We start from the raw sequence: 13,743 nt of genomic DNA, 5'->3' as shown, positions 1-13,743 counted from the left end.
GTTCCGCTGCTGGATATGCGCCGGTATCACCTGCTGCTGGCAGGGGCGTCCTGGGTCGCGGAATACGGCGACCCCGATAACCCCGCGGAATGGGAGTACATCGGCCGGTATTCGCCCTATCAGAAGGCGATGACCGAGGGCGGTGCGGCGACCTATCCGCCGATTCTGCTCACCACCTCCACCCGGGACGACCGCGTTCATCCCGGCCACGCCCGGAAGATGGCCGCGCTGCTGGAGGAGCAGGGGCACCGGATCTGGTACCACGAGAACATCGAGGGCGGGCACGGCGGGGCCGCCGACAACAAGCAGTCGGCGTTCCAGGCGGCCCTCATCTACGAGTTCTTCACCCAGATGCTGTTCGAGGGCCGGACGGAGAAATGAGTTGTGGCGGGGTCAGCGGTCGCGCAGCCATTTCTCGATCCGGTCGATCACGCTGTGCGGGTCGGTGATCCAGCCGTTGTGGCCGAGCCGCCGCGGTTCGTGCCAGGTGGTGCGGTCGGCGGCCGGTAGTTTGTCCAGCAGGTGGCGCGCCGACGCCCGCGGGGTCAATTCGTCGCCGGTGAGGGTGATCGACAGCACGGGCAGTTTCAGCCGGGATATCCGCTCCTCGTAGTCGATATCGGCACCGGCCGGGGTGAACCGGCCGGTGCGGGCGAGCCGGGCCCAATCCGAGATCAGCACCTTCGACTGGCGGCCGAAGCCGTTGGGGCCCAGTTTGTCGCCGGGCCAGACTCCGGCCAGGTTGGCGGTCAGCGAGACGGCCGCGGTTCCCAGAAGCAGACCCGGCCCGAGCAGCCCGCGGAAGCCCCGGTAATACGGGGTCCCGGAGGCGACGAGGATCAATCCGGCCAGACGGCCGCGGACCCGGGAGGCGTACAGCACCGAGAGATGGCCGCCCATACTGTGCCCCATCAGGTAGGGGGTGCTGCCGGGGAACCTGGTGCGGACCGCCTCGAAGATCGCCGGGAAATCGACCGCGGCGAGTTCGTGGTATCCGTAGGCGCTGGCGGCGGTGGCCTTCGGCAGGCTGGCACCGTTGCCGCGCAATTCGCCGACGGCCACATCCACACCCCGGCGGGCGAGTTCGCGAGCGAAATACAGGTAGTACTCGCCGGGTACCCCGAGCCCGGGGATCAGTACGACGACCGGGCGCGGCATATCCGGCGTGACCGGGCGCCGGTGCGGTCCGGCGGCCGGTAGCAACCGGACCGGCACGGTGGCGCCGTCCGGCATCTGGATCGGAACGGTCTCCATCGGGCCAAGGCTAGCGGCCGCCGGCCGCCGGTGCGTCAGGCCCGGATGGCGCCCACGATGATCCGGCTCATCACCCGAATCACCTCGTCGAGCGGTCGCTGGGGTTCGGTTCCGCTCCATTCGTCCACGACGTAGTTGACGGCGCCGATGATCGCCAGCATGCGCAGGTCGTAGTCGCCCGTCGGGATTTCGCCGTGCAGGGCGGCGTCCTCCGCGGCCTGGGCGAGAACCGCGCTCCAGGCGCGCCGCGATTCCGTGCGCATCTTCTCGACTTTGCTCCCGGCGCCGACCACTTCGACGAGCACGACCCGAGCCCGCCGCATATCGGTACCGATGGATTGCACATAGGCGCGTATCGCGCTGTCGATCCGCTGTAGTGAACTCTGCTCGGTGCTGTGCTGCAACGATCCGAGCACCGCGGCGCGCGATTCCCGGTCGATCGTGGCGAACAGTTCGAGAAGTAAGGATTCGCGGCCGGTGAACTCCTCGTAGAACTGTCTCGAGGACAGTCCCGCGTCTTTACAAATGGCGCCGACCGAGCTATTGGCATACCCGTCGCGGGCGAAAACCGTCAGGCCGGATTCGAGAAAACGCGCGCGCCGTTCGCGTTGCCGATCTTCTACGGGCTGGCCGGCATACCTTCGTCCCGAATTCGCTTCCTGTGACATCGCGCAGAACAATACCGAAAAGCCCGATCCCCTCGTCATCGATCGGGCCTTTCGTAGCACACCGGTAGCACGCTGTGGGTTTGCCGAAAGTTGGCTGCTCGCAACGCGGTCGCCAGTAAATGCGCCAAATCGGACAATACCTGTATCGCCGCGGGTGTGCGCGATTTTAGAGGGAAATTCTAGAATAATTTCTTTCGGCCCTGCATGACCATCTCCATAACCCCGCAACACATAGTGTTCACCCTATGGGAACGGCGCTGCTGTATGGGCTCGGTACGGCAATTCCATTGGTCATCGGTGCGGCTATAGGTTTGCGCGCCACGCTGCCCAGGCCATTGCTCGCGTCACTGATGGCGTTCGGCGCGGGAACGATGATCGCCGCCGTCACCAACGAACTCTTCGAGCCCGCCTTCGTACAGGCGGGGGTGGCGACGGCGGGGGTGGCGCTGTTCTCGGGAGCGGCCGTATATGTGGTGGCCAATCGCCTGCTGGAGCGCCGGGCCGGCGCGGGCGCGGTGGGCTGGGCCCTGATGCTCGGCACCGTTCTCGACGGCGTACCCGAGAACACCGCGCTCGGCGTATCACTCGCGTCGGGCGGAGGTCTGGTACTGCTGGTCGCCATCGCCGCGGGCAACGTGCCCGAGGCGATCAGCGGTTCCGCGCTCCTGCACCGCCAACACGACGTCTCCTTCGCCAGAGCGTTCACTCTCTGGCTTCTCACCGGTGCCATCCTGGTGGTCGTGACCGTCGCCGGGCACGCGCTCTCGGACCATCTGAGCGCCGACTCGATCAGTGCGGTACAGGCATTCGCGGGTGGCGCCACCATCGCCGTCCTGGCCGATTCCCTCATGCCCGAGGCGTACAAAGAGGGCGGCTGGTGGGTGGGCATGGCGACGGCCGGGGGCTTCCTCGTGGCCTTCTTGTTGGGTTGACGGCCGGGGGCGCCGGAAAATCGCTTTCCACGAGCGTCTCTTCCGGACAGTATTCGGGCCGTATGAGACCTCGCGTTCGTGTTCCGGTGCTCCGGGAAAAACTGCGTCCGTTGCGCGAACCGGCTTTTCGTGGACTCGGTTTCGGCGCCGTGTGCTCGGCCGTCACCGACGGGATGATTCCGGTGGCGTTCGCCGTCTACTCCGTGCACGCCTTCGGTTCGGCCGCCGTACTCACCTCGGTACTGCTCGCACTGTGGGCCGGGCGGCTGGCCTGCACCCCGCTCGCGGGGATCGCTGCCGCGAGGTACGACCGTTTCGCGGTGATGATCGCCGCCGAAGCCGCCCGCATCGCCGCCCAGGGCGGGCTCGCGCTGGTTCTGCTATCGGCCGATCACGATCCGCCGGGCGCGCTGATCGCCTCGGCGGCCCTGTTCGGCGCCGCGACGGCGTTCTACGGTCCCGCGCTGCATACGGTGCTGCCCCGGATCGTGCCCACGCGGGACCTGCGTACCGCCAACGCGCTGCTGGCGGCGGTGGCCGATATCGGCCTGCTCGGCGGTCCGGCGTTGGCGGTGGTGCTGTTGGGGACGGTGGGTTTCGTCTGGATCCTGGTGCTCGACACGGTGACCTTCGGGCTGAACCTGGCGGCCCTGGTGTACGCGCGTCGCCGCGCGCCCGTGATTGCGCCGGACGCGCGGCGGGAGCCCGGAACCACCGGACCGGGTGAGGCACCCGCTGCCCTGCCTTCCGGCGTCCCTCGCTCGACGGCCGTTCCCGGCGCCGTGCCCGCACCGTCCGGGAACTCGCTGCGGGCGACGCTCGCCCGGGCGCGGTGGCTCGGCTGGTCGGTGCTGCTGTGGTTCGTCGTCTCGTTCGCGATAGGCCTGGTGGCGGTGGCCGGGCCGGTGCTGGCCGTCGAGCGCGGCGGGGGCGGCCTGTGGGCGGTGGTGGCGACCGGGATGGCGGTGGCCGGTCTGGCCGGTTCGGCCGCGGTGGTGGCGAGCCCGCGCCGGATCGGCTGGCGGTTCGCGATGGTGGCGATGTCCGTGGTCGTGGTCGTGGAACTGGCGGTGCTCACCGGATACGCGCACGGGGTAGTGGGTGCGGTGCCGCTGTGTGCCGGGATCATGGCGGCCGGATTCGCGATCGCCGTCACCGGAATCGTCTGGCAGTCGCTCATCCAGGCGATGCTGCCCACCGCGGCACTCGGCCGGTTCAGTTCACTGGAGGGCTTCGCCGACGCGTCGGGTGTCCCGGCGGGAATGGTGGTGGGTGGACTGGCGCTGTCCACCGCGGGGATCGAGGTCGTGGCCGGTGCGGTCGCGGTGGCACTGGTCGCGGCGACGGTGGCGGCCCGGTCCGGCGCGCCCGCCACCGGCCCCGGTGACGCTGTTCACGGGCGGGACGGGTGGGTGGGTCCCGCCACGTCCGGAGAGCTAGGCTCGACAACGTGACTTCCCACTACGATGTCGTCGTTCTCGGTGCTGGTCCCGGCGGTTACGTCGCCGCGATCCGCGCCGCTCAACTCGGCCTGCGAACAGCGATCGTCGAGCAGAAATACTGGGGTGGCGTATGCCTGAACGTGGGCTGCATCCCGTCCAAGGCGCTGCTGCGCAACGCGGAGCTGGCGCATATCTTCACCAAGGAGGCCAAGACCTTCGGTATCACCGGTGAGGCGTCGTTCGATTTCGGAGCGGCGTTCGACCGGAGCCGTAAGGTCGCGGACGGCCGGGTCAAGGGCGTCCACTTCCTGATGAAGAAGAACAAGATCACCGAGTACGACGGGAAGGGCACCTTCACCGGCCCGAACGCGCTCTCGGTGGAACTGAGCAGTGGTGGCAGCGAGTCGATCACCTTCGACAACGCCATCATCGCCACCGGTACCAACACCAAACTGCTGCCGGGGACCTCCCTGAGCCAGAACGTGGTGACCTACGAGGAGCAGATCCTCACCCGCGACCTGCCCGGTTCGATCCTGATCGTCGGCGCCGGCGCCATCGGTATGGAGTTCGCCTACGTACTGCGCAACTACGGCGTGGACGTGCGGATCGTGGAATTCCTGGACCGCGCCCTGCCGAACGAGGACGCCGACGTCTCCAAGGAGATCACCAAGGCGTACAAGAAGCTGGGCATCACCATCAGCACCGGCGCCGCGGTGCAGTCCATCGACGACGACGGCAGCAAGGTCACCGTCGCCATCAAGGACAACAAGTCCGGCCAGGTCGAGACGGTCACGGTCGACAAGGTGCTGCAGGCCGTCGGCTTCGCGCCCCGGGTCGAGGGCTTCGGCCTGGAGAACACCGGAGTCGCGCTCACCGATCGCGGCGCCATCGCCATCGACGACTACATGCGCACCAATGTGGGCCATATCTACGCCATCGGCGATGTCACGGCGAAACTGCAGCTCGCGCATGTCGCCGAGGCGCAGGGCGTGGTCGCGGCCGAGACCATCGCCGGTGCGGAGACGCTGGCCCTGGGTGACTACCGGATGATGCCGCGCGCCACCTTCTGCCAGCCGCAGGTCGCCAGCTTCGGGCTCACCGAAGCGCAGGCGCGGGACGAGGGCTACGACGTGAAGGTCGCGACCTTCCCGCTCACCGCCAACGGCAAGGCGCACGGCCTGGGCGATGCCACCGGTTTCGTGAAGCTCATCTCCGACAACACGCACGGCGAGCTCATCGGCGGCCACCTCATCGGCCACGATGTCTCCGAGCTGCTGCCGGAGCTCACCCTGGCGCAGAAGTGGGACCTCACGGTCAACGAGCTGACCCGCAATGTGCACACCCACCCGACGTTGAGCGAGGCGCTGCAGGAGGCCTTCCACGGCCTCGCCGGCCATATGATCAACTTCTGAGCGAATTCCCCGCCGATCGGATCGGCGAATCCGACTCCGTGCCGGTCACCGGCGCGGAGTCGGCCGCTTTTCACGGGTGGTTCGCGGCGCCGTCGAGCAAGACGGTTCCGGTCCGCGCGCGAGCGAAAAGGGAGCGGGCTATATTCCGGCGGTGTTTTCCTATTCGGCGTCGCGTACCGGCGCCGCACCGGTACTGCGGTGGGTGCTCGCGGTGCTGTCACTCCTGTTCCTGCTGGTGACGGCAGCGGCGGCGGTATTCGCCGATACGCAACTGGTGCGCACCGAGGTCGTCGCGTCCGAGGTCCAGCCGTCCGGGGTGGACTACGACGGTGCGACCTATCATGCCGGGCTGGTGCGGCAGCAGAGTTGGCTGCTGCACCGCAGGCTGCCGGATATCGTGCTCGTCGGCCGCGATCCCGGGCTCGGCTACGGGCATCCCGTCTCCTTCGAGATACTCGGCAACCCCGACCCGCGCCTGGAATCGGTGGACTGGCGGCCCGAGGGCGTGGCCGTGCGGTTCGATTCGGGGCACGAGATCTTCCTGCCCGCCGCCGCGTTCACCGGTGGCCGGTAGCGGGTGGCCGAGGAGGCCGCGCTCAGAATTCGTCGCGGCGGATACGCAGCGTGGTGATCGTCGCGGCCAGGCCCTCGTACTGATTGACCAGCAGCACTATCTCGATCAGGCGACGTTCGTCGTAGTGGGCGGACAGTTCCGCCCAGGCGGCGTCGTCGATATCGCGGGTTCGGACCAGCTGGTCGACCGCGGTGAGCAGGGCCCGGTGCCCCGCGGGCCAGCCCTCGGCGGAGGGGCCGGACCGGATCCGGTCCAGCACCTCCGCGGTGATTCCGGCCCGTTTTCCGAGGCGGATGTGATGGTCGGTCTCGTATTCGCAGTCGCGCAGATGAGCGACCCGCAGGATCACCAATTCGGTCTCGTAGCGGCGCAGGCGCCCGCCGGGCATGAGCATCCCGGAGAAGTGCAACCAGCCCCGGAACAACCGGCCGGACCGGCCGAGGGTGCTGAACACCTTGGCGTCCGGGGTGCCGGATGCCTTGGACAGAACCTGCCAGGCCGCCCAGTTGACCGGGCCCAGCTCGCGCAGGCGGCCGGGGTTGATCCGTGGTCGCGACTCCGAAACCATCTCGTATCCCTTTCGGGTGGAAGCTGTCGTCCCGGCCGCGAACTCCGGTGCGGGGCGCGGCACTGCTGCGAACCTACCCGCCGGCCCGCGCTCGTCGCGCGCGTACCGGAGTCAGGCGGCCGCGCGGCCGTCCCCGGCCAGTAGCTCGGAGACGGTGACGAAGCGATAGCCGTCGGCCCGTAGCGCTCGCACCATGGGCACGATCGCCGCGCGGGAGGCGGCCCCGCTCGCGAACATGGTGTGCAGCAGGATTATCGAGCCGGGGCGGACCTGCTCCGTCGCGGCGGCGACCATGCCCTCGGCGGTCTCGGCCGTCGCCTCGGGCTCGACATCCCAGGTGATCGTGGTGCGATCGTGGTCGGAGAGATAGTCGGGCAGGGTCCACAGTTTCTTGCAGTACGGCGGGCGGAAGGTGATCTCGCCCGCATAGCCGGTGCGGCGGATCTCGGCGTCGGTACGTTCGATCTCGTCGGCGACGGTGTCCGGCGAGACCAGCACCATGCGCCGATGGGTATAGGTGTGGTTGCCGAGTTCGTGACCGGCCGCCGCGATGGCCCGGCCCGATTCGGGCCGGGCCGCGAGGTCGCCGCCGTTGAGGTAGAAGGTGGCCGGTACCCCGGCTTCGGCCAGCAGGGCCAGCACCTCGGGCGTACGGTCGGTCGGACCGTCGTCCAGGGTCAGCGCCACCACCTTCTCGCCGGTCTGCACCCGGTCCACCAACCGGCCCGCGAGCTGATAGGTCCGTGAGTTCATCAGGAAGTAGCCGCCGGCGGCCAGCACCATCAGTGTGACCAGGCCCAGCGCCGTTCCGGCAATCCATCGCCGCATCAAGGTTGTATAGCAGGCCCCGGACTCCGCTGCGCGCCGATGGTGGGCGTCAGGCGGGCCGGGTATCGCGGCCGGCGCTGCCGCCGGGCTCCCGCCCTCGGCGTTCGCGCTTGCCACGGGCGATTTCGGTGGCGAGGGCGTCCAGCGGTTGCGCGAACGGCTCCATCGGGTCCAGCAGGTCCGCCAGCCATTCGCGCGCGATGGAGACTCCCTCGGGATCCAGCCCGTAGAACCGTTTACTGCCCTCCGGCCGCACCGAGACCAGCCCGGCCTCGCGGAGGGTGCGCAGATGCTGCGATACGGCGGGCTGGGAGATCGGGGTGTGCTGCCGCACGCCTTCCACCAGCCCGCCGGCCGTCTGCTCGCCCGCCGCGACCAGCCGCAGGATCCGGCGGCGGACGGGATCGCCCAGCGCCTCGAACACCCGGGCCGGAGAGGTCTCGGGCATCAGGACGACGCGCCCTCCTCGGGGACCGTGGTGTAGAACGCCACGGTCGCCTCGGCGGCCGGATGTGCCACGGCCGGGTCGTCACCGTCGGCGACGGCGGCCTCCGCCCAGGCCGCGGCGGAGGTGCGGACGAAGAGCAGGCCCTCCGGGGTGGCCGGGAATTCCAGCGCGATGGCCGGATCGACGGCGGCGCCGCTGTCCACATGCAGGCCCAGGCCCATCAGCCCGAGGTCCCAGCCCACTCCGACCGCGCCGGGGCCGAACTGCTTCCACATATCGGGGTCGACCGGAGCCTCGTGGGTCAATTCCAGCGTGGTGCCCGCGGCGGCGGACGCGAGGCGGACCTCGAGCCAGGAGATCATCGGGCCCATTTCCCAGGTCACCGCGAAACGGTCCGGGGGTTCGCATTCCTCGACCACGCCGCCGGCGTTGCCTTCCAGCTGGTATTTCCCGCCGATACGCAACTCGCCGGTGACCGGAAGGAACCACCGGGGCAGCCGGTCGGCGTCGGTGAGAGCGTTCCAGAGATCGTCGCGGTCGGTGGGATAGGTGCGCCGCGCGATGGCGATCTTGGTCGGCATGCCCTGGCGTTCGCCGGTGCGGATCTCCCGGGACACCAGTCCGGCCAGACCCGCGGGGTCTGCGAGCAAATCCATTCTAACCTCCTTGTATAAGTTTGAACTTATACTAGTTCCTCTGATGCCGTGCTGCCACCCCGGGACCTCGGTGGGGTGTCCGGGCGCCGTGAGAGACGCGAATTCTCGCCGCCGGGGTTTTACCGGATCGGCCGATTGGGTACCCCTCCGCGCCACTACCGCGAGAGAACCGCCGCGCGACGTTATAAAGTGATCCTCAGGCGGAGGCGGGGCGGGAATCCGGAACAGCTCTCGGGGAATTCACGCACCCGTCCACCGGCGGTTCGAGTGCGGGCCCAGCGGCGCATACACGCGAACGATGTAACACGAGCGGTACTCGGACAGACGATGAGTACTGATCGGACAAGTGAACAGCTGCAGCCCCACGATCGGCCACGGCCGGTGACGCACCGAAGGAGCCTGACATGACGGGACCGGTCCCGCGCGTCGATTCGCACGCCCAGACGAGTGCGACGGGTCGGTGCCACCGGCAATCGGACCGCGGCGGGAGAGCCCACGGATCGCTCGCCGGCAGAGGCGAGTCCGGCCGATGACCGAGAACGAATCGGGTATCGGCCGCAAGGTCGCGTACTACCGCGCGCGAAAAGGTCTGTCCCAGCGAGATTTCGCCCCGCTGATCAAACGATCCGAGGCCTGGGTCTCCCAGGTGGAGCGCGGCGTGCGCCCGGTGAAGGCGCTCGATGTACTCGAGCGGATCGCCGACGTCCTCGATATCCCGGTGGCCGAACTGGCGCCGACCGCGCGCACCGTGCGGGCCGAGCCGATCCCGGCGGACGCCGCGGCGTTGCGGCGGCTGCTCACCGCCAACCACGCGCTGGCCGCGATGGTCGCCGAGCGCGCCCCGGAACCCGATTACGCGCAACTGTCCGAACGGGTGGAATCGGTCTGGTCGCTCACCCGGCACGCCCGCTACGCCGAACTGCTGCCGGTCCTCGAACCGCTGCTGTCGGAGCTCGAGGCGGCCGGGGTCCGGCCGCCGTCGGGCCGGGCCGATGAGCTGCTCGCCAGTACCTACCAGGCCTGGGCGGTCGCGCTGTCGGAGTTGCAGCAGTTCGATGCGGCCTGGGTGGCCGCGGAGCGGGCCATGAGCAAGGCCCAGCGCACCGGCGATCCGATACTGCTCGCGTCGGCGGCCTTCCGCCTGACCCTCATCTTCCAGCGCTCGCAGCAGCTCGACCAGGCCCGCTACGCCGCCGAAACGGCCCGGACGGCCCTCGAACCGCTCGTCGATCAGGGCGATCCGCGGGCGTCGAGTGTCTACGGCGCCCTCACCCTGCAGGCCGCCGTGGTCGCCGCCCGCACCGAGGACGCCGAGTCGGCGCACGAACTACTGGTCCGGGCACGCAAGGTGGCGACCGATCTCGGGCGCGACCGCGACGACTACCAGACCGGATTCGGCCCCACCGCCGTCGATCTGCACGAAGTATCCGTCGCCGTGGAACTCGGCGACGCGGGCACGGCGATCCGGCTGGCCGGCAAGGTGGACACCCGTCCCCTGTCGACGGCCAACCACTGCCGGCTCCTGGTGGATACCGCCCGCGCCTGGGCGCAACGCCGGAGTCCGGAACGCGCACTCGGTTTGCTGCTGGAGGCCGAGGACCTGGCACCCGAGCAGATCGGCCGTCACCGGACCGTCCGGGCCACCACCTCCGACCTGCTCTACATGGATCAGGCCACACCCGGGCTCACCGAATTCGCGCAACGGGTCGGAATCGATCCGGAGCTGCTACAGCAACCGGCGAACCGGACCGGGCTGCCGCGCAGCGGCCTGCGTGCCGCGCGGGGCCCCCGGACCATCTGAGTGCGCCGGGACTAGTTCGCGGGTCCGGCGACCGGCCATACCGCCTTCAGTTCCGGCGCGAGTTCGCCCGCTTGACGCAACCCTGATTCGTAGGCCGGCGCCAGGGCCGCGGTGCCGAACAGATCGGTGCCGATCGCGGCGACGGCGATCTCGTCCGGACCCACCGATATCTCCCGCCCGGCCCGCAGCTCCCGGTCGGCGCGGGTGCGCGGGTACATATGCGCCAGCGGTTCCAGGATGAGCACCAGATCGAACCCGTCGGCGAGATCGGCGTTGATGGTCGAGCGGACCCCGCCGTCGATGTAGTGACGTCCGCCGATCTCGATCGGCGGATACACACCGGGTACCGAGGTGCTCGACGCCAGGGCCTGCACCAGGGTCGCGGCGTCGGCCCGCGTCCAGGCGGTGCGGGTCCCGGTGCCGATATCGACGGCGGTGACCAGCAATTCCCGTTCGGGCCAATCGGCGAATCCGACGAGCGTGCCGATCCGTTCGATATGCGCGGCCGGATCGCCGGTGGCGCTGCCGAGCGCCAGTTCGCCCACCCGTTGCAGGACCAGCTCGCGGTCCTGGTCGACGGCCCGCAGCAGCGAGGCGATCTCCAGCAGCGGGCCGAAGTTGTGCCGCACGGGTTCGGCGGGTTCGGGGCGGGGCGTCAGCAGGGTCGCCGGGTCGGCGCCGGCCGCGATGACCGCACCGACGACGGCTCCGGCCGAGGTCCCGACGATCCGGTCGGCGCGGGCGAGATCCACGCCGGCGTCCCGTAACCCGATCGCGAAACCGGCCAGCCAGCAGATGCCGACCGGCCCACCGCCTCCCAGTACCAGTGCGACAGTGGGTTTTCCGGGCGGCGGAGCGTCAGACATGACAGCAGGTTAGCCAGCGCCGCGATATTCCGCCCGGCAACCTCCGCGGGCCTGCCGGTGACGGCCGCGGATTGCCGATTCGCCCGAGGCCCGGCGGGTATCAGTGGTACGAAAGGGGGCGTGGGGTCATGATCGTCAGGGGGTCGGTGGTGGTATCGGGCGTAACGACACACGGCAGAGGTAGAGCGCGATGCTGGTGAAGGTCGACGATCGGGCGGAGCTTTCTCCGGCCGAGCTGGAGTTCGTGGCATGTCTGCGGCAGTTGCCGACGACCGGCTTGGCCATCGTGGGCCTGAGAATCGGCACCCAGCGCGGTACCCGCCAGATCGGCGCGGTGGTCTGGACCCCGCAGGGGGTCCTGGTTTTCGAGGTGATCGGGTTCCGCGGCAGGCAGAGCGGGATTCTGACGGTCTCTCCGGAACGCCCCTGGCGGGTCGGGGACCACGAGGCGGAGCTGGCGCTGGAGTTCGGGACGAATCCGGTGCGGCAGGTGGAGAGCGCGGTCGAGGAGGTGCGGCTGGCCTTCGAACGCGCTTCCTACGACCCCGGCCCGCTGTGCGGCGCGGTGGCGCTGATTCCGGAGCGGGGCGCGGTTCTGCGGCCGGGCCGGGAGACATTGCGGCCGGGGCTCGATGTAGTGGCCGGTAACTCCGCCGACTACACCGAGCTGCGGATCTTCCTGGAGAATTTCGCCCCCGGCCTGCCCCGCTGGACCTTGGGGCGGGTATGCGCGGCGACGCGGGCGCTCACCGGCTGGGCGCCCGAACGCGGTGAACTGATCGCCGCCGGATTCGAGGACAAACTCCCGGATCCGCCCAAGAAACCGCGTGAGCGGCCGAGCTGGCGGCATCCGGATTCGGCCCGCAGGCATGATCGGATCGGCTGGGGGGTGCTGGGCGTCGCGGTGGCCGGCATGCTCATCGTGCTGGTGGCGATCATCGGTTCGCTGCTGGCCGAAGGTCCGTCGGACCGGCCGGCGGCGCCGACCGGTTCATCGGCGCCGGTGCCCCCGCCTCGGCCGGAGCCCACCGAATGCTGGCCGTTGCAGCCGGACTGCTGAGCTGCCCGGGAGCCTGTCCGGGACAGGCTCCCGGGCGGGATACCCGCCGGTGAGCCCGGGGTGGGAAAGCTACGGTTGCGTACCCGCACGCGGTCCGGCACGCTGCAATTCGTACGATGTCAAAAGCCTGCACCACGCGGTCGGCCCCGACCGCCAGGGAACCGACCAGGAGGACGATCGTGGGTCACTACCAGGCGAATCTGCGTGATATCGAATTCAATCTCTTCGAGGTGCTCGGGCTCGGCAAACTGCTCGACTCGGGTGCGTACGGCGATCTCGATACCGATACCGCACGCGAGATTCTGGCCGAGGTCAAACGGCTCGCCGAGGGGCCGGTCGCGGACTCGTTCGTCGCCGCCGATCGCGAGCCGGTGGAATTCGTCCCGGACACTCACTCGATCACGGTTCCGGGACCGCTGACCAAATCGATCCTCGCCATCCGCGACGCCGGCTGGAATCGGCTGGGCAAACCCGAGGAGATGGGCGGTATGCCCTCGCCCGCGGCGCTGAACTGGGCGGTCAGCGAAATGATCACCTGCGCCAATCCGGCCGCGGTGTTCTACGATATGGGCGCGGTGATGGCCCAGGTGCTCTACGGGATCGGTGACGAACAGCAGCGGCATTGGGCCGCGGCCGGTTTCGAGCGGCACTGGCAGGGCACGATGGTGCTCACCGAACCCGACGCCGGATCCGACGTCGGCGCGGGACGGGCCAAAGCGGTCGAACAGCCCGACGGCACCTGGCATATCGAGGGCGTGAAGCGTTTCATCTCCGGTGCCGATGTGGGCGATACCGCCGAGAACGTCTTCCATCTCGTCCTGGCGCGGCCCGAGGGCGCGGGCCCGGGTACCAAGGGCCTGTCGCTGTTCTACGTACCGAAGTACCACTTCGATCCGCAGACCCTGGAGCTCGGTGAGCGCAACGGCGTATATGTCACCAATGTCGAGCACAAGATGGGCCTGAAATCCTCGCCGACCTGCGAACTCACCTTCGGAGGGGAGCGGCCGGCGGTCGGCTGGCTGGTCGGCGGTTCGCATAACGGCATCGCCCAGATGTTCAAGGTCATCGAGAACGCCCGCATGATGGTCGGCGTCAAGTCCAGTGGCACGCTGTCCACCGGCTATCTGAACGCGCTCGCCTACGCCAAAGAACGTGTACAAGGCGCCGATCTCACCCAGATGGCGGATAAGACCGCGCCCCGGGTCACCATCACCCACCACCCGGATGTGCGGCG

General features: G+C 69.0%; 15 protein-coding genes. 8 read left to right on the top strand and 7 right to left on the bottom strand.

Going from position 1 to position 13,743, the window contains the following annotated elements; translation table 11 throughout:
• Positions 1-381 (top strand): prolyl oligopeptidase family serine peptidase (locus ACWDU1_RS18420; protein ID WP_449999935.1); only part of this gene is annotated, 381 nt, incomplete at its 5' end.
• 12 nt (positions 382-393) lie between these two features.
• Here the strand turns inward: ACWDU1_RS18420 and ACWDU1_RS18415 are convergent.
• Both ACWDU1_RS18415 and ACWDU1_RS18410 read right to left on the bottom strand, forming a co-directional pair.
• On the bottom strand, positions 394-1,254 hold the full coding sequence (locus ACWDU1_RS18415) for an alpha/beta hydrolase family protein (RefSeq protein ID WP_449999934.1): 861 nt from the start codon (positions 1,252-1,254) through the stop codon (positions 394-396).
• Between the two features lie 35 nt (positions 1,255-1,289).
• The gene (locus ACWDU1_RS18410) at positions 1,290-1,922 is read right to left on the bottom strand and encodes a TetR/AcrR family transcriptional regulator (RefSeq protein WP_449999933.1); all 633 of its coding nucleotides are present in this window, start codon (positions 1,920-1,922) and stop codon (positions 1,290-1,292) included.
• A gap of 245 nt (positions 1,923-2,167) precedes the next feature.
• On the opposite strand from ACWDU1_RS18410, the gene ACWDU1_RS18405 reads away from it, so the two are divergent.
• The 4 genes from ACWDU1_RS18405 to ACWDU1_RS18390 all read left to right on the top strand — a co-directional run bounded on the left by ACWDU1_RS18405 (position 2,168) and on the right by ACWDU1_RS18390 (position 6,282).
• Positions 2,168-2,854, top strand: coding sequence for a ZIP family metal transporter (locus tag ACWDU1_RS18405; protein ID WP_449999932.1), 687 nt, complete (start codon positions 2,168-2,170; stop codon positions 2,852-2,854).
• Between the two features lie 62 nt (positions 2,855-2,916).
• Positions 2,917-4,308 (top strand): MFS transporter, encoded by a 1,392-nt coding sequence (locus ACWDU1_RS18400; RefSeq protein ID WP_449999930.1) that lies wholly within the window; start codon positions 2,917-2,919, stop codon positions 4,306-4,308.
• Positions 4,305-5,708 (top strand): dihydrolipoyl dehydrogenase, encoded by a 1,404-nt coding sequence (lpdA, locus tag ACWDU1_RS18395; protein ID WP_449999928.1) that lies wholly within the window; start codon positions 4,305-4,307, stop codon positions 5,706-5,708. Before ACWDU1_RS18400 ends, lpdA begins: the two co-directional genes overlap by 4 nt.
• A 151-nt stretch (positions 5,709-5,859) precedes the next feature.
• Entirely contained in the window at positions 5,860-6,282 is a 423-nt protein-coding gene (locus ACWDU1_RS18390) for a hypothetical protein (RefSeq protein ID WP_449999926.1), read from the top strand.
• Between the two features lie 22 nt (positions 6,283-6,304).
• On the opposite strand, the gene ACWDU1_RS18385 is transcribed toward ACWDU1_RS18390, so the two are convergent.
• The 4 genes from ACWDU1_RS18385 to ACWDU1_RS18370 form a co-directional block, all read right to left on the bottom strand.
• The gene (locus ACWDU1_RS18385) at positions 6,305-6,850 is read right to left on the bottom strand and encodes a carboxymuconolactone decarboxylase family protein (protein ID WP_449999925.1); all 546 of its coding nucleotides are present in this window, start codon (positions 6,848-6,850) and stop codon (positions 6,305-6,307) included.
• Between the two features lie 111 nt (positions 6,851-6,961).
• A complete protein-coding gene (locus ACWDU1_RS18380; RefSeq protein ID WP_449999924.1) occupies positions 6,962-7,678 on the bottom strand; it encodes a polysaccharide deacetylase family protein in 717 nt (238 codons plus the stop codon).
• Positions 7,679-7,727: 49 nt separating this feature from the next.
• Entirely contained in the window at positions 7,728-8,126 is a 399-nt protein-coding gene (locus ACWDU1_RS18375; protein WP_449999922.1) for an ArsR/SmtB family transcription factor, read from the bottom strand.
• Positions 8,126-8,782, bottom strand: coding sequence for an SRPBCC family protein (locus ACWDU1_RS18370; RefSeq protein ID WP_449999921.1), 657 nt, complete (start codon positions 8,780-8,782; stop codon positions 8,126-8,128). The genes ACWDU1_RS18375 and ACWDU1_RS18370 overlap by 1 nt, the downstream gene beginning before the upstream one ends.
• Before the next feature lie 529 nt (positions 8,783-9,311).
• Here ACWDU1_RS18370 and ACWDU1_RS18365 point away from each other — a divergent pair.
• The gene (locus ACWDU1_RS18365) at positions 9,312-10,583 is read left to right on the top strand and encodes a helix-turn-helix domain-containing protein (protein ID WP_449999919.1); all 1,272 of its coding nucleotides are present in this window, start codon (positions 9,312-9,314) and stop codon (positions 10,581-10,583) included.
• A gap of 11 nt (positions 10,584-10,594) precedes the next feature.
• On the opposite strand, the gene ACWDU1_RS18360 is transcribed toward ACWDU1_RS18365, so the two are convergent.
• Complete coding sequence (locus ACWDU1_RS18360; protein ID WP_449999917.1) at positions 10,595-11,449, bottom strand: patatin-like phospholipase family protein; 855 nt, start codon at positions 11,447-11,449, stop codon at positions 10,595-10,597.
• 190 nt (positions 11,450-11,639) lie between these two features.
• Between ACWDU1_RS18360 and ACWDU1_RS18355 the strand changes: the two genes are divergently transcribed.
• Both ACWDU1_RS18355 and ACWDU1_RS18350 read left to right on the top strand, forming a co-directional pair.
• Positions 11,640-12,509: a nuclease-related domain-containing protein gene (locus tag ACWDU1_RS18355; protein WP_449999916.1), complete on the top strand. Its 870-nt coding sequence runs from the start codon at positions 11,640-11,642 to the stop codon at positions 12,507-12,509.
• 179 nt (positions 12,510-12,688) lie between these two features.
• The coding region (locus ACWDU1_RS18350) for an acyl-CoA dehydrogenase family protein (protein WP_449999914.1) at positions 12,689-13,743 on the top strand (1,055 nt) is incomplete at its 3' end.

The sequence above is a fragment of the Nocardia sp. NPDC003345 genome (genome assembly GCF_053589395.1).
This window is presented reverse-complemented; position numbering and strand designations above follow the sequence as displayed.

What these genes read in the sequence shown, in the direction of transcription:
- ACWDU1_RS18415 (WP_449999934.1), bottom strand. Translation starts at nt 1,254, where the DNA reads ATGGAGACCGTTCCGATCCAGATGCCGGACGGCGCCACCGTGCCGGTC.
- ACWDU1_RS18410 (WP_449999933.1), bottom strand. Translation starts at nt 1,922, where the DNA reads ATGTCACAGGAAGCGAATTCGGGACGAAGGTATGCCGGCCAGCCCGTA.
- ACWDU1_RS18405 (WP_449999932.1), top strand. Translation starts at nt 2,168, where the DNA reads ATGGGAACGGCGCTGCTGTATGGGCTCGGTACGGCAATTCCATTGGTC.
- ACWDU1_RS18400 (WP_449999930.1), top strand. Translation starts at nt 2,917, where the DNA reads ATGAGACCTCGCGTTCGTGTTCCGGTGCTCCGGGAAAAACTGCGTCCG.
- ACWDU1_RS18385 (WP_449999925.1), bottom strand. Translation starts at nt 6,850, where the DNA reads ATGGTTTCGGAGTCGCGACCACGGATCAACCCCGGCCGCCTGCGCGAG.
- ACWDU1_RS18380 (WP_449999924.1), bottom strand. Translation starts at nt 7,678, where the DNA reads ATGCGGCGATGGATTGCCGGAACGGCGCTGGGCCTGGTCACACTGATG.
- ACWDU1_RS18375 (WP_449999922.1), bottom strand. Translation starts at nt 8,126, where the DNA reads ATGCCCGAGACCTCTCCGGCCCGGGTGTTCGAGGCGCTGGGCGATCCC.
- ACWDU1_RS18370 (WP_449999921.1), bottom strand. Translation starts at nt 8,782, where the DNA reads ATGGATTTGCTCGCAGACCCCGCGGGTCTGGCCGGACTGGTGTCCCGG.
- ACWDU1_RS18365 (WP_449999919.1), top strand. Translation starts at nt 9,312, where the DNA reads ATGACCGAGAACGAATCGGGTATCGGCCGCAAGGTCGCGTACTACCGC.
- ACWDU1_RS18360 (WP_449999917.1), bottom strand. Translation starts at nt 11,449, where the DNA reads ATGTCTGACGCTCCGCCGCCCGGAAAACCCACTGTCGCACTGGTACTG.
- ACWDU1_RS18355 (WP_449999916.1), top strand. Translation starts at nt 11,640, where the DNA reads ATGCTGGTGAAGGTCGACGATCGGGCGGAGCTTTCTCCGGCCGAGCTG.